Annotated in this window: 20 protein-coding genes, 1 tRNA gene and 1 other RNA gene; 17 read left to right on the top strand and 5 right to left on the bottom strand. The window is 69.5% G+C overall.

The annotated features are described in order from the left end of the window. Nucleotides 1-29: 29 nt before the first annotated feature. Nucleotides 30-2,756, bottom strand: coding sequence for a pyruvate dehydrogenase (acetyl-transferring), homodimeric type (gene aceE, locus IPV10_RS01175; protein ID WP_207479524.1), 2,727 nt, complete (start codon nucleotides 2,754-2,756; stop codon nucleotides 30-32). A gap of 185 nt (nucleotides 2,757-2,941) precedes the next feature. On the opposite strand from aceE, the gene IPV10_RS01170 reads away from it, so the two are divergent. The 7 genes from IPV10_RS01170 (at nucleotide 2,942) to IPV10_RS01140 (ending at nucleotide 8,007) form a co-directional block, all read left to right on the top strand. Beyond that, nucleotides 2,942-3,017 (top strand) — tRNA-Val (locus IPV10_RS01170). Nucleotides 3,018-3,157: 140 nt separating this feature from the next. Then, nucleotides 3,158-3,868 carry a hypothetical protein gene (locus IPV10_RS01165; protein ID WP_207479521.1) on the top strand — a complete coding sequence of 237 codons (711 nt, stop codon included), beginning with the start codon at nucleotides 3,158-3,160 and terminating at the stop codon, nucleotides 3,866-3,868. Nucleotides 3,869-3,882: 14 nt separating this feature from the next. Further along, a complete protein-coding gene (locus IPV10_RS01160) occupies nucleotides 3,883-4,518 on the top strand; it encodes a hypothetical protein (protein WP_207479519.1) in 636 nt (211 codons plus the stop codon). Beyond that, nucleotides 4,415-5,890 carry a sensor histidine kinase gene (locus IPV10_RS01155; protein ID WP_207479517.1) on the top strand — a complete coding sequence of 492 codons (1,476 nt, stop codon included), beginning with the start codon at nucleotides 4,415-4,417 and terminating at the stop codon, nucleotides 5,888-5,890. The genes IPV10_RS01160 and IPV10_RS01155 overlap by 104 nt, the downstream gene beginning before the upstream one ends. Further along, complete coding sequence (locus IPV10_RS01150) at nucleotides 5,887-6,504, top strand: response regulator transcription factor (protein ID WP_207479515.1); 618 nt, start codon at nucleotides 5,887-5,889, stop codon at nucleotides 6,502-6,504. Before IPV10_RS01155 ends, IPV10_RS01150 begins: the two co-directional genes overlap by 4 nt. Nucleotides 6,505-6,556: 52 nt before the next feature. Then, entirely contained in the window at nucleotides 6,557-7,114 is a 558-nt protein-coding gene (locus IPV10_RS01145) for a dihydrofolate reductase family protein (protein WP_207479513.1), read from the top strand. 2 nt (nucleotides 7,115-7,116) lie between these two features. Then, a complete protein-coding gene (locus IPV10_RS01140) occupies nucleotides 7,117-8,007 on the top strand; it encodes a TIGR01777 family oxidoreductase (protein ID WP_207479511.1) in 891 nt (296 codons plus the stop codon). 42 nt (nucleotides 8,008-8,049) lie between these two features. Here IPV10_RS01140 and IPV10_RS01135 read toward each other — a convergent pair whose 3' ends face one another. After that, nucleotides 8,050-8,457, bottom strand: a complete 408-nt coding sequence (locus tag IPV10_RS01135; protein ID WP_207479509.1) for a DUF2510 domain-containing protein — start codon at nucleotides 8,455-8,457, stop codon at nucleotides 8,050-8,052. A gap of 67 nt (nucleotides 8,458-8,524) precedes the next feature. Continuing rightward, complete coding sequence (locus tag IPV10_RS01130; RefSeq protein ID WP_207479506.1) at nucleotides 8,525-9,364, bottom strand: aldo/keto reductase; 840 nt, start codon at nucleotides 9,362-9,364, stop codon at nucleotides 8,525-8,527. 99 nt (nucleotides 9,365-9,463) lie between these two features. Here IPV10_RS01130 and IPV10_RS01125 point away from each other — a divergent pair, with 99 nt between their 5' ends. From IPV10_RS01125 to rnpB, 6 genes are all read left to right on the top strand, one after another. Further along, entirely contained in the window at nucleotides 9,464-9,988 is a 525-nt protein-coding gene (locus IPV10_RS01125) for a PadR family transcriptional regulator (RefSeq protein ID WP_207479505.1), read from the top strand. Next, nucleotides 9,985-10,359, top strand: coding sequence for a hypothetical protein (locus IPV10_RS01120; RefSeq protein ID WP_207479503.1), 375 nt, complete (start codon nucleotides 9,985-9,987; stop codon nucleotides 10,357-10,359). Before IPV10_RS01125 ends, IPV10_RS01120 begins: the two co-directional genes overlap by 4 nt. Beyond that, the gene (locus tag IPV10_RS01115; RefSeq protein WP_207479501.1) at nucleotides 10,356-10,763 is read left to right on the top strand and encodes a YchJ family protein; all 408 of its coding nucleotides are present in this window, start codon (nucleotides 10,356-10,358) and stop codon (nucleotides 10,761-10,763) included. Before IPV10_RS01120 ends, IPV10_RS01115 begins: the two co-directional genes overlap by 4 nt. A gap of 51 nt (nucleotides 10,764-10,814) precedes the next feature. Then, nucleotides 10,815-11,546, top strand: a complete 732-nt coding sequence (locus IPV10_RS01110) for a zinc ribbon domain-containing protein (protein ID WP_207479499.1) — start codon at nucleotides 10,815-10,817, stop codon at nucleotides 11,544-11,546. Nucleotides 11,547-11,571: 25 nt separating this feature from the next. Beyond that, the gene (locus IPV10_RS01105) at nucleotides 11,572-13,269 is read left to right on the top strand and encodes a bifunctional 3'-5' exonuclease/DNA polymerase (RefSeq protein WP_307861023.1); all 1,698 of its coding nucleotides are present in this window, start codon (nucleotides 11,572-11,574) and stop codon (nucleotides 13,267-13,269) included. A gap of 24 nt (nucleotides 13,270-13,293) precedes the next feature. Beyond that, nucleotides 13,294-13,650, top strand: an RNA gene (gene rnpB, locus IPV10_RS01100) — RNase P RNA component class A. A 68-nt stretch (nucleotides 13,651-13,718) separates the two neighbouring features. On the opposite strand, the gene ppgK is transcribed toward rnpB, so the two are convergent. Then, nucleotides 13,719-14,465, bottom strand: a complete 747-nt coding sequence (gene ppgK / locus IPV10_RS01095) for a polyphosphate--glucose phosphotransferase (protein ID WP_207479495.1) — start codon at nucleotides 14,463-14,465, stop codon at nucleotides 13,719-13,721. 70 nt (nucleotides 14,466-14,535) lie between these two features. Between ppgK and IPV10_RS01090 the strand changes: the two genes are divergently transcribed. From IPV10_RS01090 to IPV10_RS01075, 4 genes are read left to right on the top strand one after another with little or no spacing between them, the layout of a single operon-like run. Next, the gene (locus IPV10_RS01090; RefSeq protein ID WP_207479493.1) at nucleotides 14,536-14,751 is read left to right on the top strand and encodes an SPOR domain-containing protein; all 216 of its coding nucleotides are present in this window, start codon (nucleotides 14,536-14,538) and stop codon (nucleotides 14,749-14,751) included. A gap of 2 nt (nucleotides 14,752-14,753) precedes the next feature. Next, nucleotides 14,754-16,091, top strand: a complete 1,338-nt coding sequence (gene glnA / locus IPV10_RS01085; protein WP_207479490.1) for a type I glutamate--ammonia ligase — start codon at nucleotides 14,754-14,756, stop codon at nucleotides 16,089-16,091. Nucleotides 16,092-16,098: 7 nt separating this feature from the next. After that, nucleotides 16,099-19,074: a bifunctional [glutamine synthetase] adenylyltransferase/[glutamine synthetase]-adenylyl-L-tyrosine phosphorylase gene (locus tag IPV10_RS01080; RefSeq protein WP_207479487.1), complete on the top strand. Its 2,976-nt coding sequence runs from the start codon at nucleotides 16,099-16,101 to the stop codon at nucleotides 19,072-19,074. Nucleotides 19,075-19,115: 41 nt separating this feature from the next. After that, a complete protein-coding gene (locus tag IPV10_RS01075) occupies nucleotides 19,116-20,030 on the top strand; it encodes a diacylglycerol kinase family protein (protein ID WP_207479485.1) in 915 nt (304 codons plus the stop codon). Here the strand turns inward: IPV10_RS01075 and IPV10_RS01070 are convergent. After that, nucleotides 20,017-21,162: an AI-2E family transporter gene (locus IPV10_RS01070; protein ID WP_207479483.1), complete on the bottom strand. Its 1,146-nt coding sequence runs from the start codon at nucleotides 21,160-21,162 to the stop codon at nucleotides 20,017-20,019. The genes IPV10_RS01075 and IPV10_RS01070 overlap by 14 nt on opposite strands. Between the last annotated feature and the right edge of the window lie 7 nt (nucleotides 21,163-21,169).

Below are 21,169 nucleotides of genomic sequence, written 5' to 3'. Positions count from 1 at the left end.
CGCGCGGAGACGAACCGGTCACAGAGGACTCAGCTTTCGCCGCCCGCGTTGCCGCTGGTGCCCGCGTTCACATCGTGCAGCCGGTACTTCTCGATCGCCTGTGCGGCGAGCGAGCGGTCGACGACGCCATCTTCGGCGAGCGACTGCAGCGTGCGGACGACGATCGACGGTCCGTCGATCTTGAAGAAGCGACGGGCGGCGGCGCGCGTGTCGGAGAAGCCGAAGTCGTCTGCACCGAGCGTGGCGAAGCGGTTCGGCACCCACGGGCGGATCTGGTCCTGCACGGCGTGCATGAAGTCGCTCACCGCGACCACGGGGCCCTCGGCTCCCTGGAGCTTCTGCGTGAGGTACGCCGTGCGCGGCTCCTGCTCGGGGTGCAGGAAGTTGTGCTGGTCGGCGGCGAGGCCGTCGCGGCGCAGCTCGGTCCACGAGGTGACCGACCACACGTCGGCGACGACGCCCCAGTCGCTCTTGAGGAGCTGCTGCGCCTCCAGAGCCCACGGCAGGCCGACGCCCGACGCGAACAGCTGGGCGCGGGGCCCCTCGCCTTCGCCCGCGGAGACGCGGTGGATGCCGCGGACGATGCCGTCGACGTCGACGCCCTCCGGCTCGGCCGGCTGCACGTAGGGCTCGTTGTACAGGGTGATGTAGTACATCACGTTGGGGTCGGGGTGGTTGCCGCCGTACATCCGCTCCAGACCGCTGCGCATGATGTGCGCGATCTCGTAGCCGTAGGCGGGGTCGTACGACACCGTCGCGGGGTTCGTCGATGCGAGCAGGTGCGAGTGACCGTCGGCGTGCTGCAGGCCCTCACCGGTGAGCGTGGTGCGACCGGCGGTGGCTCCCATGATGAATCCGCGGGCCATCTGGTCACCGGCGGCCCACTGGGCGTCGCCCGTGCGCTGGAAGCCGAACATCGAGTAGAAGATGTAGATCGGGATGAGCGGTTCGCCGTGCGTCGCATATGCGGTGCCGATGCCGGTGAACGCCGCGAGGGCGCCCGCCTCGTTGATGCCGACGTGCACGATCTGGCCCTGCGGGCTCTCCTTGTACGCGAGGAGCAGCTCCCGGTCGACCGAGGTGTAGTGCTGGCCGTTCGGGTTGTAGATCTTCGCGGTCGGGAAGTACGCGTCCATGCCGAACGTGCGCGCCTCGTCGGGGATGATCGGCACGATGCGGTGGCCGAAGTCCTTCGAGCGGAGCAGGTCCTTCAGCAGGCGGACGAAGGCCATCGTCGTCGCGATCTCCTGCGTGCCGGAGCCCTTCTTGGGCAGGGCGTACGCCGTGTCGTCCGGCAGCGAGAGGCCGACGTGCGTCGACCGGCGCTCCGGCAGGAATCCGCCGAGGTCGCGCCGGCGCTCCAGCATGTACTGGATCGTCTCGTCCTGCGGCCCTGGGTTGTAGTACGGCGGCAGGTACGGGTTCTCCTCGAGCTGCGCGTCGGCGATCGGGATGTGCATGGTGTCGCGGAACGTCTTGAGGTTGTCCAGCGTCATCTTCTTCATCTGGTGGGTGGCGTTGCGGCCCTCGAAGTGCGGGCCGAGGCCGTAGCCCTTGACCGTCTTCGCGAGGATGACGGTCGGCTGGCCCTTGTGCTCGGCCGCCGCCTTGAACGCCGCGTACACCTTGCGGTAGTCGTGGCCGCCGCGCTTGAGGCCCCAGATCTGGTCGTCGGTGTAGTCCTTGACCAGGGCTGCCGCCCGCTCGTCGCGACCGAAGAAGTGCTCGCGGATGTACGAGCCGGATTCGGCCTTGTACGTCTGGTAGTCGCCATCGGGAGTGGCGTTCATGATGTTGAGCAGGGCGCCGTCGGTGTCGCGGGCGAGCAGGTCGTCCCACTCACGCCCCCAGATCACCTTGATGACGTTCCAGCCGGCGCCGCGGAAGTACGACTCCAGCTCCTGGATGATCTTGCCGTTGCCGCGCACGGGGCCGTCGAGGCGCTGCAGGTTGCAGTTGATCACGAAGTTGAGGTTGTCCAGGCCCTCGTTGGCCGCGACCTGGAGCTGACCACGGCTCTCGATCTCGTCCATCTCGCCGTCGCCGAGGAACGCCCAGACCTGCGAGGCCGAGGTGTCCTTGATGCCGCGGTTCTCGATGTAGCGGTTGGACATGGCCTGATAGATCGCGTTGATCGGGCCGAGACCCATCGACACGGTCGGGAACTGCCAGTAGTCCTGCATCTGCCGCGGGTGCGGGTACGACGGGATGCCGACCGGCGCCTGCGACTGCTCCTGGCGGAAGCCGTCGAGGTTCTGCTCGGTCAGGCGCCCCTCGAGGAACGAGCGGGCGTAGATGCCGGGGGAGGCGTGGCCCTGGATGAAGATCTGGTCGCCGCCGCCGGGGTTGTCGGCGCCGCGGAAGAAGTGGTTGAAGCCGACTTCGTAGAGCGCCGCGGAGGAGGCGTAGGTGGAGATGTGTCCGCCGACGCCGATGCCGGGGCGCTGCGCGCGGTGCACCATGACAGCGGCGTTCCAGCGCATCCAGGCGCGGTAGCGGCGCTCGACGTCTTCGTCGCCGGGGAAGTCCGGCTCGTTCTCCGAGGCGATCGTGTTGATGTAGTCGGTGGTCGGGACCATCGGCACGCCCAGGTGCAGCTCCTTGGAGCGCTTGAGCAGGCTGAGCATGATCTCGCGGCCACGGCCGTGGCCCTTGGCATCCACCAGCTCATCGAGCGACTGCTGCCACTCACCGGTCTCTTCCGGATCGCTGTCGAGGGGGCCCTGGGAGTACGGATCCTGGTCGTGCACGGTCACGGGGGAGCCTTTCGTCAAGCTGGCAGGTCATGCCAATGAAACGGGATGCGGCACGGGCAGCCTTGTCGGCTGTGCACAACGCGCGCTGATGATTACCTTATCCCCGATCACGGATGGCGGATGCCGGGTGACGTCTCGTGTGCGACGAGCACGCCCGGCGTCCGCGTGGCTAGGATGATCTGGAGGGGCCTTTAGCTCAGCTGGTAGAGCGCCACGTTTACACCGTGGATGTCGTCGGTTCGATCCCGGCAGGGCCCACCATCAGTCATGTTCTCCGCGCCGCGGTCGGGAGTTCTTCCCGACCGATCGGGGAGCTTCACCGTCGCGGTCGATGGCAGCATCCGCGGATCGTGGTGTCAGGGGCCCGTCCGGGTCCTGGATCGCACTTGAGGAGACGCGTCATGACTCATCCATCCCTGGACCGCACCGACCGAGGCCTGCGACGATCAGCCGGAGCAGGAGCCCTGATCTACGTGGCCTCCTTCGTGGCAGCCACGTTCCTGACCGGCCAGCCGACCGTCCATGACGGTCAAGAGTCGATCGAACACACTCTCGTCGAGACCGAGCTGGGGTTCGCGTACGCCGGTATGTACGTGCTGACGCTCGGCTTCCTGGTTCTCCTGCCGGTCATGATCTTCCTCTCGGCAGCGCTCGGACGCCGATCCGCGCTCAGCTCGTGGGCGGCGCGGACGGCCGCGGCGGTCGGCATCGCGTACATCGTGATCATCGTCGGCGTCGGCTTCTCCGCCGGTGCCGCGGCGTTGTGGGGGCTCGAGCACGGTCTCGACCTTCCTTCGGTGCTGTCGCTCAACAACGTGCGCAATTTCGCGTACTTCGTGGCCACGCCGTTCATGGGCATGTACGCGATCGCAATCGGTGTCGCCGCGCTCGGCGACCGCGTGCTGGTCCGGTGGATGGGATGGGGAGGTGTCGTCGTCGGTGCGGCATTCCTCCTGGCGATCCCCGCAGCGGCGATCGGAGTGCAGTACGCGATGCCGATCTGGCTTCTGTGGTGGATCGGGAACGGCATCGTGCTGCTCCGCCGTCGGCCCGTCGCGGCAGAAGCTTCCACCGAAAGGTCCCCGATCGAGCCGTCGGTGCGCCACCATTGATTCGAGGTGACGAGATGAGCGCACTGAGGCTGCTTTCGGTCGTGGCGACAGCCGCGTGCGGCATCCTCGGTGCGCTCGTCGCCGTCGGAGTCGCCCGCACGGCTCGCCCGGATCAGGTCCCCGTCGACGAACTCGCCATCGCGCTCACGGTCTGCGCATACGCCGGTGTGGGACTTCTGATCGCCGCGGCGCAGCCCCGTCATCGGGTCGGTCGGCTGATGCTGATCGGCGTCGCCGTCTGGGGCATCGGCGAGGGGTTGCTTGCGGTCGGGCTGCTCGGGTATCTGCACGTGCCGGGGAGCGTCACCGGGGCGGAGTGGCACGCGGTCGCGGGTACGGCGATGAGGGCGGCGGGCTGGTTGGTCCTGGTGCTCGCGGTGCCGCTCTTCTTCCCTGATGGACGACTCCCTTGGCAGGGCCGCCGTGCTCCTGTCGTGGTCGTCGTCGCGACTGTGGTGCTCTTCACGGTCTCGACTCTTCTCGCTCCGACCCCCCCTGGATTCCCGGCTCACCGGAATGGACAGCCCGACAGGACTGCCCTTGTCGATGAAGCTCTCCGCCGATCTGCTCGCCCTCAGCGCCCTCGCGGGCTGCGCCCTCGCCCTGGTCGTGTCGATCGCGAGCCTGGTCCACCGTTGGCGTTCGGGTGACCGGTTGCGACATCAGCAGCTGCTTTGGCTGGGCCTGGCGTTCGCGATGCCGGTGCTCTTCATTCCGGTCGTCGCGACTCCGTGGGCGAGGCCGTGGATGTTCGCACTCGTCGTCGTGCCGGTTCCGATCGCGATCGCGGTGGCGATCTTCCAGCGTCGGCTGTACGACGTGCAGCTGGTCGCGTCGCGGACGCTGACCTACGTCGCGCTCTCGGCGGCCGTCGCCGCGCTCTACGCGCTGACCGTCGCCGGTGTCGGCGCTGTCCTCGACCAGCCCGGCGCCGATTGGCTGCCGTGGCTCGCCACCGGCGTCGTCGCGGTGAGCTTCACTCCGCTTCGCAACGTCCTGCAGGAGGGCGTGAATCGCCTCGCCAACGGCCAGTGGTCACAGCCCGCCGAGGTGCTGGGCGCGACGGCGCGTCGCCTCGCGGATGCCGTGGACGTCACCGCCCTCCTGGAGGTGCTCGTCGTGCAGATCGGCGAGAGCCTCAAGCTCGGACGCGTCGAGATCGGCGACGAGAAGGACCGTGTCCTCGCTGAATACGGGCACTCGGCATCGCCACTCGACGAGCGGCCGTTGAGCGCCTTCGGCATGCCGGTCGGGATGCTGCGTTGGAGCAGCGACCGGCCATTGCGCGATGCCGACCGCCGGCTGCTCGACGATGTGGCGCATCAACTGGGAGGCGCCGTGCACGCTGCCGGTCTGGTGAGCACGCTGCAAGACGCCCGACACCGGCTGGTCGTCTCTCGCGAGGAGGAACGCAGACGGCTCCGACGCGATCTCCACGACAGCCTCGGCCCGGCGCTCGCCAGTCTCACCCTCCGTGTCGACGTGCTCCGCAATACCTGGCCCGGTCTCGTCGATCCGGATCCGCAGCTCATCGAGCTTCGCTCGGCGATCCAGGCGACGATCTTCGACGTCCGCCGGATCGTCGAGGGACTGCGGCCGCCCCCGCTCGACGAGCTGGGCCTCGCGGGGGCGCTCGAACAACTCGCTGCGCGCTCGGAGCACGCGGACGACGCCATGGTCGAGGTCAGGGTGGATCCGCTCCCGCGGCTGGATGCCGCTGTCGAGGTCGCGGTGTTCCGCGTCGTCCAGGAGGCACAGGGAAACGCTCGCCGGCATTCCGGCGCCGCGCGGGTGACGATCGAGGTGGGCTCGATCGGCGACCGGCTCTGTGTGCGGGTCCGTGATGACGGCGTCGGCACCGTGCGCCCGCGTCGAGGAGGCGTCGGATTGACCAGCATGCGCGAACGCGCGATCGAGCTCGGCGGCAGCCTGGACATCGACAGCAGCCAGGGGTACGGCACTGTCGTCGAGTTGCAGCTTCCGCTCGGCAGACAGCCGTCGGCGACGGAGATGCACCGATGATCAGAGTGGTGGTGGTCGATGATCACCCGCTGTTCAGGGACGGGCTGAACGCATTGCTCGCGACGCTTCCCGATGTCGAGGTCGTCGGCTCGGTCGCTGACGGAGGGAGCGCTGTTCGGCTGTGCGCGGATCAGCGGCCGGACGTGGTGCTGATGGACCTGAACCTGCCCGGAATCTCGGGGTTCGAGGCCACTCGCCTTCTCACCGCCATCGCACCGGAGGTCGCGGTGCTGGTGCTCACCATGGTCGATGACGACGACAGCGTGCTGGCAGCTCTCCGCGTCGGCGCCCGCGGGTACGTGCTCAAAGGCGCAGCGCAGGAGGAGGTGCTCGCCGCGGTGCGGACGGTGGCGGCCGGCGGCGCGGTCTTCGGCGTCGGAGTGGCGGAGCAGGTGCTCGGCAGGGGCCGCTCGCGCGGAAGATATCCGGGTCACGACCTCACCGAACGGGAGGCGGATGTCCTGGCGGGGATCGCGGCGGGAAAGAGCAATGCGGAGATCGCCGGCGATCTCCACCTCAGCATCAAGACCGTCCAGAACCATGTCTCGCACGTGCTCACCAAGCTGCAGGTCCGTGACCGCACCCAGGCAGCGCTGCGTACTCGCGGCCTCTGAATCCGGCTGAGGAACCGTGGCGATCGCCGCGGCACGGACCTAGGCTCGCCTCATGGGACTCCTGACCTTCAGCCTCAACGTCACCCTCGACGGATGCGTCGATCATCAGGAGGGGATCGCGGACGACGAGACGCACGCTTATTACACCCGCCTCCTGGACGAGGCAGGTGCCATGCTCTGGGGCCGCACCACCTATGAGTTGATGGAGGCGTACTGGCCGGCCGTCGCCCGCGGCGACGAGGATGCACCACCCGCACTGCGCGAGTGGGCCGTCAAGCTCGACGCCAAGCCGAAGCACGTGGTGTCGTCCACGCGCAGCGACTTCCCGTGGAGCAACAGTCATCGCATCGACGGCGACCTCGGCACGGCCGTGCAGGAGCTCAAGGATGCGACCCCTGCCGGCGTGCTCCTCGGCAGCGGGAGGCTCGCGACCGAGCTGGATCGGCTGGACCTGATCGACGAGTACCGGTTCCTCGTCCACCCGCGGATCGCCGGCCACGGCCCGACCCTCTACCAGGGCGGGCTGCCCAGCACCAGACGGCTCGAGCTGGTCTCGGTCGAGCCGCTCCGCTGCGGCGCGGTGGCGATGCACCACCGGCGGGGGCGCTGATAATGGGACGCCGGATCGTCATCAGCGGTGCCTCCGGCCTGATCGGCTCCGCGCTCACGGCGTCGCTGCGCTCCGACGGCGTCGGGGTCACGACGCTCGTGCGTCGCCCGCCGAGGAGCTCAGACGAGGTCGAGTGGATGCCGGGGGAGCGCGAGCTCGACCCGGATGTGCTCGCGGGCGCCGATGCCGTCGTCGCCCTCGGCGGTGCGAGCGTCGGCCGGATGCCGTGGACGCCCCGATATCGCGCCGAGCTCGTGGCGTCGCGGATGCGGACCACTCGAACGATCGCGACGGCCGTGCGAGAGCTCCGGGACGACGCGCCGGCACTCGTGTCCGCGTCGGCCGTCGGCTACTACGGATCAGCCCCGGGCCGCGTGCTCACGGAGGCCTCGCCGGCGGGGACGACGTTCCTCGCCCGGCTCTGCGCCGACTGGGAGGAGGAAGCCCGGCGCGCGGGTGACCACGCGCCGGTGGCGCTGCTCCGCACCGCGCCGGTCATCCACCCGCGTGGCGTCCTCAAGCCGCTCATGCTGCTCACCCGGTTCGGGGTCGCCGGCCCCATCGGGTCAGGTACGCAGATCTGGCCGTGGATCTCCCTGGACGACGAGGTGCGGGCGATCCGGCACATCGTCGACTCACGGATGCACGGAGCGGCGAACCTCAGTGGTCCGACGCCCGCGTCGGCGAACACCATCGGGCGGGCTCTCGCCCGGCGCATGCGCCGGGCGTTCTGGCTTCCGGCGCCGACCTGGGCGCTGCGACTGGCGCTGAGCCGGGACGCGACCGACTCGCTGCTGGTCGCAGACGCGGATGTGCGTCCTTCCGCCCTCGAGGCGTCCGGATTCGCCTTCACCCACCGGACCGCCGAGGAAGCCGTCGCCGCGGCGCTCTGAGCGTACGACCGTCGCACCGCGTTCAGCAGCGCGGGTTGCGAGTCACACGATGCGTTCGAAGACCATTGTCGCCTGGATCCGATCGCCACCGCCGAAGCCGGTGCTCCCGGAAGAAGCCGTCGTGATGGTGTGCAGGCGGTAGCCGAGGGCAGCCTGCGTGTTGATGGCGCGTTCGAGCTCGGTCAGATTGCCCGAGCCGGAGCCCCACATCTTCTCCTTGAGGACTACCTGGAGAACGACGTAGCTCATGCCCTGAGCTGCCGGACGTGGCTGAGCACCCGAAACGGCGTCGGCCTGGATCCGGTTGATCACTCCGTTCAGGCCCGGCTCCTGAGGAGGCGCTTGCTGAACCGTGTCGGTCCAGTTCTGGCCGTCCCACCACCGCATGGTCCCGGTGCCATCGTCGTACCAACCCGCCTGAGTCGAAGTCACTTGCCGCTCTTCCCGCATTGATGGCTCTTCCCGAGCGTGCTCGCTCAGAATCGATCGATTGTACGGCTCGGAAGGCCGGCGGGGGTCACGACTCCTCGTGGCTCGCCGGATCGCCTCCGAACAGGCGTCCGTCGGACCGGCCCAGCGCGCTGATCGCGGCGACCTCGTCGGCTTCGAGTACGACCTCGACAGCGGCGAGGTTCGAGAGCTGGTGCTCCGGCGACGACGCCTTCGGGATCGCGATCGTGCCGCGCGCGACGTGCCAGGCGAGCACCGCCTGCGCGGGGCTGATGCCGTGCGCGGCGGCGACCTCCACGACGACGGGCTCCTGCAGCAGTCCGGATCCCTTGCCCAGCGGGCTCCACGCCTCGGTCAGGATCCCCAGCTCGCGATGCCGCGCCAGCTGCTCCTCCTGCGGGAAATACGGGTGGACCTCGATCTGGTTCACGACAGGTCGCACGCCCGTCTCATGCTCGATGCGCTCCAGGTGCTCCGGGAGGAAGTTCGACACGCCGATCTGCCGCACGACGCCGTGCTGCTGCGCCTGGACGAGGGCCTCCCATGCCTGCACGTACTCGTCCTGGCTCGGATTCGGCCAGTGGATCAGGTGGAGGTCGGTCACCTCGACGCCGAGGCGCGAGCGGCTCTCCTCGATGCTCGTACGCGCCTTCGCGGTGCCGTGGTGGCGACCTGGGAGCTTCGTCGTCACGATGATCTCGTCACGATCGACGCCCGACGCGGCGAGGCCGCGGCCGACGGCGCCCTCGTTCTCGTAGTTGAACGCCGAGTCGACGAGCCGGTACCCCGACCGGATGGCGGAGGCGATGGCATCCGCCCCGGCGTCGCCCCACAGCCCGTAGGTGCCGAGCCCGATAGCCGGAAGCGAGAAGCCGTTGTGCGCGGTGACGGTGGGAACGGTGGGCATCTGATCTCCTCCAGTGGCCGGTCCTCTCCAGCGTAGGACGATGCGACCCTGAGATGGGCGATCTTGCCTCTTATATATCTAAGGGGTATATATAGGAGTGTGCAGTTTCTCATCCTCGGCATCCTCCTCGGCGGGCCGCTCTCGCTCTACGACGTGCACAAGCACTTCACCGGCGGGATATCGCTGTTCTACTCGGCGAGCTTCGGCAGCATCCAGCGGGCTCTGCGCCAGCTCGAGACAGAGGGATGGGCTGACTCGGCCGACGCCGACGACACCCGTCGACGCAAGAAGCTCTACCTGATCACGGATGCCGGCCGAGCGGCGTGGCGGGCCTGGATGCTCGCGCCCGTCACCGGGTCGGATGCCGAGCCCACGATCCTGGCCAGGGTCTATCTCCTCGGGCATCTGCCGAGAGGAGAGCGAGCAGCATGCCTCGACGCGGTGCGCCTGCGGCTGGCGGGCGACCTCGCCGCACTGCGAACACTCGCAGAGGACGTCGATTCGGCGCAGATCCCAGAGGCTGCCGCGCAAGGGCACAGATACCGGCGCGCGACCCTCGACTACGGCATCCGCTCGCATTCGCTGGCGCTGGACTGGCTGGAAGATCTGAGGAAGAGCGCATGACACCGCCGCTGATCATCCTCCTGTCGCTCCTCGGCGCCCTCGCGGTCTTCCAGGTGGCACTCGCCTGCGGTGCGCCCTGGGGGCGACTCGCGTGGGGCGGCACCCATCGGGTGCTGCCTCGTCACCTGCGGATCGGGAGCCTCGTCTCGGTCATCCTGTACGGCGGCTTCGCCGCGCTGCTGCTCAGCCGCGCCGGCGCGCTGCCCGGCGGCGACACCCACGTGATCGTCGTGCTCACGTGGATCCTGTTCGGCTACTTCATGCTGGGCATCGCTCTCAACGCGGTCTCCCGCAGCCGGCCCGAGCGCTGGACGATGACGCCGGTGTGCGCGATCATGGCCGTCATGACCCTCCTCGTCGCACTGACATGACCGCGGACGAACGCACGATCGTGAACGAGGACTCAAGGTGCCCCTGCTTCTCGGGCGACGCATTCTCCTCGTGCTGCGGACCTCTGCTGCAGGGTGCGCCCGCGCCCACGGCCGAGCGGCTCATGCGCTCCCGCTACACGGCCTTCGGGCTTCACGACGCCGAGTACCTCCGCGCGAGCTGGCACCCCACCACGAGACCGGCCGCGATCGACTTCGAGCAGGACCTGCGCTGGCGCAGGCTGCTGATCCTCGATCGCGTCGCCGGCGGTCCGTTCGACACCGAGGGGGTTGTCGAGTTCGAGGCCTTCTGGCAGCAGGGCGCGGAGCGGGGATCCCTGTGCGAGCGCAGCCGCTTCGTGCGGGAGGACCGGCGCTGGCTGTACCTCGACGGCGAGGTGCGCTGACGGATGAGGCGCAGTGATGAGCCGGACCGCGCAGCGACTAGATTTGATAGCGTGAACGCCAGCCCTGAACACCAGCGCATCCTGCTCGACGTCGCCGACCTGGACCGGCGCATCGCGCAGGCAGAGCGTGCCCGGACCAAGCCGGCGCAGGCCGCCCGGATCACCGAGCTCGTCGCGATCCGTCAGGAGCAGCTCCGTGAGCTGACGAACCTGACCGGCGCCCGCGACGACGTCCGCACCGAGCTGACGCGTCTCGAGTCCGATGTGAAGCTCGTCGAGCAGCGCCGCGCCCGTGATGCCGAGCGTCTCGCCGCCGCCACGAACTCCAAGGAGGCGCAGGCGCTCGAGCACGAGCTCGCCAGCCTCGCCAAGCGTCAGAGCGACCTCGAGGACATCGAGCTCGACGTGATGGGCCGTCTCGAAGACGCTGAGGCCGCGGTCGCCGCGCAGCAGGCGCTACTCGGCACCACAACCGCCGAGGGGTCGGCCCTCACCGCGCAGGGCAAGGCCGATGTCGCCGCGGCGACCGATCTCGGCGCGCAGCTCGCGCGAGACCGTGCGGCCATCACCGCGAACCTGCCGGCAGGACTGCTCGCCGACTACGACCGGCGCGCGACCAACAGCGCAGGTGCCGCACTCCTCATCCGCGGCACCTGCGAGGGCTGCCGGATCGTGCTTCCCAGCACCGACCTGAACGACATCCGCCGCGCTGCCGAGGATGCCGTCGTCTCCTGCCCCGAGTGCGGGTGCATCCTCGTGCGCACCGAGGAATCGGGGCTGTGACGGGTACGCCGCCCCCGCGACGGAGGTGAGCTCGCGGCAGGCCGCTGAGCGCCGGGTGCTGCTCGTCGCGACCGAGCCGGGCGTGTTCGCTGCCGTCGAACTCGACGAGACCGGGGCCGAGGTCCGGCGAAAGGACCTGACGGCGTCCGAGATGCACGGGTGGGTGGCCGTGCAGGAGCGCGAAGACGCGCCGCGCTGGGTCATCCGCAGCGCCAGAGAGCTGTATCCCGCGCTGCTCGACGCCGGCATCCGCCTCGGACGGACCCACGACCTGCTGCTGTGCCACGCGATCCTCCGCGACACCGACACGGTCGCGCGCCCCCTGCCGCCCTCGGCCGCGTGGGTGCGGCGGGAACCCGCAGCCGAGGCCCCGGCGCTCTTCGACGTCGTCGAGCAGGACGCTCCCGATGATCCGGTGGCCGACGCGCTCGAGCAGTTCCGCGCTCAGCGGCGTGTGATCGGCGACGGCAAGGACGGGCGGCTCTCGCTGCTGTGCGCCGCCGAGTCCGCGGGCGGACTCATCGCGGAGGAGATGCGCGCCGCGGGACTCCCGTGGAACGAGGTCGTGCACGATGAGATCCTCACTGAGATCCTCGGTACCCGCCCCGTTGCAGGGGGTCTGCCCGGTCGCATGGTGTCGCAGGGGGAGCGGGTGCGGTCGATCCTCGGCGACCCGACTCTGAACCTCGAGAGCCAGCCGAAACTGCTGCGAGCCCTGCACCGGGTCGGCGTGCAGGTCGAATCCACCGGCAGGTGGGAGCTCGCGCAGCACAGTCATGCCGTCGTCGAGCCGCTCCTGGCCTACAAGAAGCTCTCGCGGCTGCTGAGCGCCAACGGCTGGGCGTGGCTCGCGGAGTGGGTGCACGACGGGCGGTTCCGCCCGATCTACATCCCCGGCGGGGTCGTCACGGGCCGGTGGGCGTCGGCGGGCGGGGGAGCGCTGCAGCTGCCGCGGAACCTGCGGATGGCCGTCCGCGCGGACGACGGCTGGACCCTCGTGGTCGCTGACGTGGCACAGCTGGAGCCCCGGATGCTCGCCGCGATGGCGGGCGACAGGGCGATGGCGCGCGCCGCACAGGGGAGCGACCTTTACGCCGGCGTCGTCGACTCCGGAGCAGTCGCCACCCGCGAGGAGGCCAAGTACGCGGTGCTCGGCGCGATGTACGGTGCGACCACCGGCGACAGCGGGAGGCTCGTGCCGCGCCTGCGCAAGGTCTACCCCCGCGCGATGGCGCACGTCGACAAGGCCGCACGCATCGGGGAGGACGGCGGCGTCGTCTCGACGTGGCTGGGGCGCTCCTCGCCGCGGCCCTCGGAGGAGTGGTCGCGCATGCAGTCGCACGCGACCGACGCGGATGCCGACCCTGCCGAGGTCGCCGTCGCCCGGCGCCGCGCGCGGGACTGGGGCCGATTCACCCGCAACTTCGTCGTCCAGGGGACGGCGGCTGAATGGTCGCTGATCTGGCTCGCCGAGATCAGGCACCGCCTGCAGCAGCTCCCGGATGCGGCGGTGCCGGCACCGGCATCCGCGCTGTTCCGCACGAGGGCGCACCTGGCGTTCTTCCTGCACGACGAGGTGATCCTGCACGTCCCGCAGGAGCAGGCGGATGCCGCGGCCGACGCCGTGCGCGAGGCCGCCGCGGTCGCGACTCGGCGCCTGTTCGGCGGTTTCCCCATCGACGTGCCCCTGGATCTGCGGATCGCGGAGTCTGCCGAGAAGTAGTCGCGAGTAGAATGGAAGGGCGAATGGGTCGACTGGACGGTCGCGTGGCGGGCAACCGCACCGAGGAACGTCCGGGCTCCTCAGGGCAGGACGGTGGGTAACGCCCACCCGGAGCAATCCGCGAGAAAGTGCCACAGAGAGCAGACCGCCCCGCAAGGGGTAAGGGTGAAAGGGTGGTGTAAGAGACCACCGGGGGCCATGGTGACATGGCCCGCCAGGTAAACCTCGTCCGGAGCAAGGTCAGACAGAGGATGATGACGCGGCTCGCCGAGTCCTCGGGTAGACCGCTGGAGCGCCACGGCAACGTGTCGCCGAGAGAGATGGCCGTCGAAGGGGCGAAGAACCCCGGAACAGAACCCGGCGTACAGGTCGGCCCATTCGCCTCGACGTGACGAAGGCCCCCGCTGGATCAGCGGGGGCCTTCGTGCGTGCGGTGACGGGAGCGGGGATCAGTCGCCGGCGAGGGAGGCCGCGCCGATGATGCCCGAGTTGTTGCGGTGGATCGCGGGGACGATCGGGGTCTTCAGCTCCAGCAGCGGGAGGAAGTCGCCGGCGTTCTTCGAGACGCCGCCGCCGACCACGAACAGGTCGGGGCTGAACAGGAACTCGATGTGCGAGTAGAAGGCCTGCAGCCGCTCGGCCCACTCAGTCCAGCTGAGGCCCTCGCGTTCGCGCGCCGACGTCGCCGCCCATTTCTCGACGGACTCGTGCTCGCCGAAGTGCAGGTGCCCGAGCTCGGTGTTCGGAACCAGCACGCCTTCGTAGAGGAAGGCCGAGCCGATGCCGGTGCCGAGGGTCGTCATGAGGGTGAGGCCGCGGACGTCCCTGGCCGCGCCGTGGCGGGCTTCGGCCACACCGGCGGCGTCGGCGTCGTTCACGAAGACGATGTTGCGCTCGAGCCCGTCACGGAAGAACCGCTCCGCATCGAAGTCGACCCACTCCTTCGAGACGTTCGCCGCGGACAGGGTCTTCCCGCGCTTGACGATGGCCGGGAAGGCGACGCCGAGCGGCAGGGTCGAATCGTGCACGTCCAGAGCCTTCAGGACGGTCTGAACCGCCACGAGGACGTCCTGCGGCGATGCGCCCTCAGGTGTGGGGACGCGCACCCTGTCAGAGGCCATGGTGCCGTGCTCGAGGTCGACGATGCCTGCCTTGATACCCGTACCGCCGATGTCGACGCCGATCGCTTTTGCCATGGGCGATAGCTTAGCGACAGCCGTCACCGCCAGTAGGATCGATGACACCACGTGAAGAAGGGGATCGACGATGTCCAACGGCGATGACAAGTACTGGTACAACCTCGAGACCGGTCAGGTCGAATTCGGCATGATCTCCCCGTCCGTCGACCGTGTGGGACCGTTCGACACCGAGGCCGACGCCGCGCGTGCACCGGAGACCCTCAAGGAGCGCGCACGTGCGTGGGCCGAGGAGGAAGCAGCCGACGAGAGCTGGGACTCCGGCACGAGCAAGGGCGCCGAGTGACCATGGACAAGCAGAGGGATTTCGTGCTCCGCACGATCGAGGAGCGCGGCGTCAAGTTCGTGCGGCTCTGGTTCACCGACGTGATCGGCACGCTCAAGTCCGTCGCGATCGCGCCGGCCGAGGTCGAGGGAGCCTTCGCCGAGGGCATCGGCTTCGACGGCTCCGCCATCGAGGGCCTCACCCGCAGCTACGAGTCCGACCTGCTCGCGCAGCCGGACCCCACCACCTTCCAGACCCTGCCGTGGCGCGGCGAGATCGACCCCACCGCGCGCATGTTCTGCGACATCACGACGCCCGACGGGCGTCCGGCCGTCTCCGATCCGCGGCACGTGCTCAAGCGCACGCTCGCGAGGGCGGCGGACGCCGGCTTCACGTTCTACACCCACCCCGAGATCGAGTTCTACCTGCTGAAGTCGTCGTCGTTCGGGCCGGACGGCCCGATCCCCGTCGACTCCGCCGGCTACTTCGACAACGTCCCCGGCGGGACGGCGCACGACTTCCGCCGCCGCTCGGTGCGGATGCTCGAGGACCTCGGCATCTCCGTGGAGTTCAGCCACCACGAGGGCGGACCGGGGCAGAACGAGATCGATCTGCGATACGCCGACGCGCTCACCATGGCCGACAACGTGATGACCTTCCGCACCGTCATCAAAGAGGTGGCGATCGAGCAGGGCGTCTACGCGACGTTCATGCCGAAGCCGCTCAGCGGACAGCCCGGAAGCGGCATGCACACGCACATGTCGCTGTTCGAGGGGGAGCGCAACGCCTTCTACGAGGAGGGCGCGAAGTACCAGCTCTCCAAGACCGGCCGGCACTTCATCGCGGGTCTGCTCAAGCACGCGAACGAGATCGCCGCGGTGACCAACCAGTTCGTGAACTCCTACAAGCGGCTGTGGGGCGGGGATGAGGCGCCCAGCTTCATCACCTGGGGGCACAACAACCGCTCTGCGCTCGTGCGGGTGCCGATGTACAAGCCGAACAAGGGCGGCTCGACGCGCGTCGAGTACCGTGCCCTCGATTCGGCCGCCAACCCGTACCTCGCCTACGCGCTGATGCTCTCTGCCGGCCTCAAGGGCATCGAGGAGGAGTACGAGCTCCCGCCGGAGGCCGAGGACAACGTGTGGTCGCTGAGCGACGCTGAGCGCCGCGCTCTCGGCTACTCCGCGATGCCGGCGAGCCTCGACCACGCCCTGGAGTTCATGGAGAACTCCGAGCTCGTCGCCGAGACGCTGGGGGAGTCGGTCTTCAACTACGTGCTGCTCAACAAGCGCAAGGAGTGGGAGTCGTACCGCGGCCAGGTCACTCCGCTGGAGCTGAAGAACAACCTCGAACTCCTCTGAGTCGCCCATGGCACGCTCGGACGATTCGGTCTCGCTCTCCGCGCTGGCCAGGCTCGGCTTCGCAGAGCTCACCGAGGCGGCGGCGGGCCTCGCCGAACTCGCGACCCTGCTCGGGATCGAGCGGGCGACGCTGCTCGACGGCGCGGACGCGGCCGATCCGGATGCCGCGGTCGCCGGCATGCTGCGCGTGGCGCGTCGCGAGGTGGAGCCGCTCCGGGGGCTGCTCGACGATGCGGCGACCCGCGACCGTGCCTGGCGGGTCTTCGGCGCGTCACAGGGACTCGCCGACTTCTTCCTCCGTCATCCCGCCCAGCTCACCGTGCTCGCGGAGCCGGCAGCGGGGCTCCCGTCAGCGGACGCGCTCCGCACGCGGCTCCTCGCCGCGGTCGGCGAGCGCGACGGCTTCGCGGCGTCCGGCGACGATGCCGCGCTGAACCTGCTGCGCGTGGCGTACCGCCGGAACCTCGCGGCGATCGCCGTCCACGACCTCGCGCATCCGCATCCCGTCGAGATCGTCGGCGAGGTGGCGGCGGCACTCGCCGACATCGCCGGCGCCGCGCTCGAGGCCTCCCTGGCGATCGCGCGAACCCGGCTGCGCGGCACCATTCCGGAGGACGAGGTCGCGGCCACGCGGCTCGCGATCATCGGCATGGGCAAGGCCGGTGCCCGCGAACTGAACTACGTCAGCGACGTCGACGTGATCTTCGTCGGCGGCACGACCGACGAGGAGCGGGTGCCTGAGGCCAGGGCGATCGACATCGCCACGCGGCTGGCGCGCGAGACCATGCGCGGGCTGGGCGGGATCGAGGTCGAGCCGCCGCTGTGGGAGGTCGACGCGGCGCTCCGCCCCGAGGGCAAGCAGGGCGCGCTGGTGCGGTCGCTCGCCTCGCACCTGGCCTATTACGACCGCTGGGCGAAGAGCTGGGAGTTCCAGGCGCTGCTCAAGGCCAGGCCGATCGCCGGTGACGCGGAGCTGGGTGCGGCCTACATCGCCGCGGTGCAGCCGAAGATCTGGTCGAGCGCCGCCAGGGAGAACTTCGTCGACAGCGTGCAGCGGATGCGCGAGCGCGTGATGGAGCACATCGACGCCGAGGACGTGCCGTACCAGATCAAGCTCGGTTCCGGCGGCCTGCGCGACATCGAGTTCACGGTGCAGCTGCTGCAGCTCGTGCACGGTCTCACCGACCCGACGCTGCGCACCAAGGGCACGTTGGAGAGCCTCGACGCCCTGGTCGACGGCGGCTACATCGGGCGGGCCGAGGCGGCGACCTTCGCCGACGACTACCGCGTCCTCCGGCTCATGGAGCACCGGCTGCAGCTGCGAGAGCTCAGCCGCACGCACCTGATGCCCCGCACCCCGGCAGGGCTGCGGGTGCTCGCACGCGGCACCGGCCTCGCCGAATCGGGCGAAGGCGTCTGGCAGCGCTGGGAGCACGTGCGCCGTGAGGTGCGCGAGATCCACACACGGCTGTTCTACCGTCCGCTGCTCAGTGCTGTCGCCGCTCTGCCGGAGGACGAGCGCACGCTCTCGGCCGCGCAGGCGCACGACCGTCTCATGGCCATCGGCTTCCGGGACCCGGCCGGGGCTCTGCGCCACATCGGAGCGCTCACGACCGGCCTCAGCCGCAAGGCCACGATCCAGCGGCACCTGATGCCGGTGATGGTCCGCTGGTTCGCCGACGGCAGCGATCCCGACTACGCCCTCGTCGCCTTCCGGCGCATCAGCGAGCGGCTCGGCGACACTCCGTGGTTCCTGCGGATGCTCCGCGACTCCTCCGGCGCTGCCGAGAGCCTCACCCGGCTGCTCTCCTCCTCACGCTACGTCGGCGAGCTCATGGAGTGGATCCCGGAGTCCGTCGCCTGGCTCGACAGCACCGAGCTGCTGCGGCCCCGCAGCGGCTCGGCGCTCGACGAGGAGGCCCGGGCGATCCAGACGAGGCATGAGGACGTCGCCGACGCGCTGCGGGCCGTGCGCTCCCTGCGGCGGCGCGAGCTGCTGCGCACCGCCATGGGCGCTGTGCTCGACGTGCTCTCGATCGAGGAGATCGCGCGCTCGCTGACCGAGATCACGGATGCCACCATCCAGGCGGCGCTCCGCGCGGTGCGCCGGGAGGTCGTCCCCGCCGAGGATGACGCGTTCGACTTCGCCGTGATCGGCATGGGCCGCTTCGGCGGCGCGGAGCTCGGCTTCGGCTCGGATGCCGACATCCTGTACGTCTACGACGCGAACGGCGTCGATCCGCAGCGCGCCCAGACTCACGCGACCCGCATCGTCGCGGGGCTCCGCGAGCATCTCACCGATCACCGGGTGCCGCTGGATCTCGATGCGGACCTGAGGCCGGAGGGGCGCAACGGACCGGTGGTCCGGTCGATCGAGGCGTACGCGGAGTATTACCGGCGCTGGTCGCTGTCGTGGGAGGCGCAGGCGCTGCTGCGTGCGCGCGGAGTCGCCGGCAGCGTCAAGCTGATCGCGAGGTTCACCGAGCTCGCCGACAGCATCCGCTACCCGGCGACGATCGACCTGCAGGGCTCAAGGGAGATCAAACGCATCAAGGCGCGGGTCGAGGGGGAGCGGCTGCCGCAGGGCGCCGATCCGCGGCGTCATCTCAAGCTCGGTCCCGGCACGCTCAGCGACGTCGAGTGGCTCGTGCAGCTGCTGCAGCTGCAGCACGCGCACGCCGTTCCCGAACTCCGCACCACCTCGACGATCGCGGCGCTCGACGCCGCCGTCGCCGCGGACCTGGTGCCTGCCCCGGCGGCCGAGCTGCTCAGGGAGGCGTGGCGTCTCTCCAGTCGCCTCCGCTCCGCGATCACGCTCTTCACCGGGCAGACCAGCGACGTCCTCCCCGTCGATCCGCGCCAGCTCGACGCCATCGGCGGCCTGCTCGGATATCCGGACCGGTCTGCGAGCGCCCTCGAGGAGGACTATCTCGGCGTCACCCGGCGTGCGCGCAAGGCGTTCGAGCAGCTTTTCTACGGATAGCGCCGTTTGCGATATCGCCGTTCATGACCCAGGCTGACGTGATGGCGATCTCGAAGCTCGGTGTGATCTGGAACCCCTCGAAAGTCGACGAGGCGCTGCTGCGCTCCGCCGTCGCAGACGTCTTCGACGGCGAAGTCAGCTGGTGGGAGACCAGCGCAGACGATCCGGGCCTCGGCATGGCCGCCGAGGCGGTCGCCGCAGGATGCGACGTCGTGATCGCGGTCGGCGGCGACGGCACGGTGCGCGCCGTGGCAGAGGCGCTCGCAGGCACGGACGCCCAGCTCGGGATCGTGCCGCAGGGGACGGGCAACCTGCTCGCGCGCAATCTCGAGATCCCGCTCGACGACATCCCGGCGGCGCTCGCACGCGTGCGCGACGGCGACCCGCGGCGCATCGACATCGGCTGGGTGGAGTTCGGCGGGGAGAAGCGCGCGTTCACCGTGATGGTCGGGTTCGGGATCGACGCGCAGATGCTCGTCGAGACGGACGACGACCTCAAGGACCGCGCCGGCTGGCTCGCGTATGTGGAGGCGATGGGCCGTGCCCTCGCCGGCGCCGAGATGACCGACATCACGCTGACGCTCGACGACGACGAGGCGCAGGAGGTCCGGGGCCACACGATGCTCATCGGCAACTGCGGCATGGTGCAGGGCGGCATCCGCCTGCTCCCTGACGCCGTGCTCGACGACGGCCTGCTGGATCTGCTCCTCGTGAGCTCGGACGGCGCCCTGCAGTGGCTGGACACCGTGCGTTCGGTCGTGTGGGACAACGGCATCCGCCGCGTATTCGGAGGACAGGCCGAAGCGGTGAGCACCGAGTCCACGCGGCATGTGGCCGCGAAGACGATCGCGGTCGAACTCGCCTCGCCTCAGCCGTTCGAGGTCGACGGCGAGGAGCTCGGCGAGGTCTCCGCGTTCACGGTGAGCGTGCAGGCTGGTGCGCTCACCGTGAGATGACGACCCCGGGAGGCACGACCTTCCGGTCCTGTGCGGGGAAGAGCACCTTCTGCACGATGATGATGATGCTCGCCGCGATCGGGATCGCGACGAGGGCGCCGAGGATCCCGCCCAGCGCGCCACCTGCGACGGCCGCGATCACGACCAGGGCTCCCGGCACGGCGACGGCCCTGCTCATGATGCGCGGGCTCAGCACGTAGGCCTCGATCTGCATGTACACGAGGTAGTAGCTGAACGCGATCACGGCGGTCACTGGCGAGATGAAGAGGCAGATCAGGGAGTTGATGACGGATGCCGTCAGCGTGCCGACCAGGGGGATCATGGAGCCGATGAACGCGATGAGGGCCAGCAGCGCCGGAACCGGCGCGCCGATGATGCTCAGTACGATCAGGCTGAGGACGCCGTTGATGAGCGCCAGGCTCGCCTGCCCGATCACGTAGCGGCCGACGGCCCCGGAGACGTCCTCCACGACCTCGCGGAAGGTGTCGCGCTGGTATGCGGGGACGAAGCGCGTGGCGACGCCCTTCATGCTCCGCAGCGACGCCATGAAGTACAGGGTGAGGATCAGCACGATCGTCACGCCGGTGAAGCCGCCGGCGATGCCCGCACCCACCTGCCACAGGCCGCCGCTGATGTTGAAGAAGTTGTTCGGGTCGCCGAGGAAGCTGAGGACGCCCTGTGCCGCGTCCTCGAACGTCGTCCCGAACTGGTTGCTGAGATCCTGGAACCACGGGCTGGCCATGATGTCGGCGACCATCCCCGGTCCGTCCTCGATCAGGTTGCCGATCTGCTTCACGAGGATCGGCACGATCGCCACGATGATCCCCGCGAACGCCAGCACCACGACGATCGCGACGATCGCGACAGCCGCGGGACGGTTGAGCCTGCGCTCGATCGCGGAGACGATCGGGTCCAGGCCCAGGGCGAGGAAGAGCGCGACGCCGACGTACACGAGGACCGTGCCGAGCTGCTCGACGATGCCGCCGATCAGCAGGGCCACCAGCACCCCGATGCCGCCGAGCAGGCCCATCATGAACGGGTTGATACGGGCGATCGCCGCGGCGGCCGTCGTGGGCTGCGGCGCGGGCTCCTGCGCGGTCTCGATCCTTGCGATGGGTCGGCGACGACGCATATGTTCC

It is taken from the genome of Microbacterium sp. SD291 (assembly GCF_017355365.1).
GTDB lineage: Bacteria > Actinomycetota > Actinomycetes > Actinomycetales > Microbacteriaceae > Microbacterium.
The sequence above is the reverse complement of the archived record's forward strand: the minus strand, read 5'-3'. Positions and strand labels throughout refer to the sequence as shown.

Coding starts and splice junctions, on each gene's coding strand:
- IPV10_RS01165 (WP_207479521.1), top strand. CDS start 3,158: ATGACTCATCCATCCCTGGACCGCACCGACCGAGGCCTGCGACGATCA.
- IPV10_RS01160 (WP_207479519.1), top strand. CDS start 3,883: ATGAGCGCACTGAGGCTGCTTTCGGTCGTGGCGACAGCCGCGTGCGGC.
- IPV10_RS01155 (WP_207479517.1), top strand. CDS start 4,415: ATGAAGCTCTCCGCCGATCTGCTCGCCCTCAGCGCCCTCGCGGGCTGC.
- IPV10_RS01150 (WP_207479515.1), top strand. CDS start 5,887: ATGATCAGAGTGGTGGTGGTCGATGATCACCCGCTGTTCAGGGACGGG.
- IPV10_RS01145 (WP_207479513.1), top strand. CDS start 6,557: ATGGGACTCCTGACCTTCAGCCTCAACGTCACCCTCGACGGATGCGTC.
- IPV10_RS01140 (WP_207479511.1), top strand. CDS start 7,117: ATGGGACGCCGGATCGTCATCAGCGGTGCCTCCGGCCTGATCGGCTCC.
- IPV10_RS01135 (WP_207479509.1), bottom strand. CDS start 8,457: ATGCGGGAAGAGCGGCAAGTGACTTCGACTCAGGCGGGTTGGTACGAC.
- IPV10_RS01130 (WP_207479506.1), bottom strand. CDS start 9,364: ATGCCCACCGTTCCCACCGTCACCGCGCACAACGGCTTCTCGCTTCCG.
- IPV10_RS01120 (WP_207479503.1), top strand. CDS start 9,985: ATGACACCGCCGCTGATCATCCTCCTGTCGCTCCTCGGCGCCCTCGCG.
- IPV10_RS01115 (WP_207479501.1), top strand. CDS start 10,356: ATGACCGCGGACGAACGCACGATCGTGAACGAGGACTCAAGGTGCCCC.
- ppgK (WP_207479495.1), bottom strand. CDS start 14,465: ATGGCAAAAGCGATCGGCGTCGACATCGGCGGTACGGGTATCAAGGCA.
- IPV10_RS01090 (WP_207479493.1), top strand. CDS start 14,536: ATGTCCAACGGCGATGACAAGTACTGGTACAACCTCGAGACCGGTCAG.
- glnA (WP_207479490.1), top strand. CDS start 14,754: ATGGACAAGCAGAGGGATTTCGTGCTCCGCACGATCGAGGAGCGCGGC.
- IPV10_RS01080 (WP_207479487.1), top strand. CDS start 16,099: ATGGCACGCTCGGACGATTCGGTCTCGCTCTCCGCGCTGGCCAGGCTC.
- IPV10_RS01075 (WP_207479485.1), top strand. CDS start 19,116: ATGGCGATCTCGAAGCTCGGTGTGATCTGGAACCCCTCGAAAGTCGAC.
- IPV10_RS01070 (WP_207479483.1), bottom strand. CDS start 21,162: ATGCGTCGTCGCCGACCCATCGCAAGGATCGAGACCGCGCAGGAGCCC.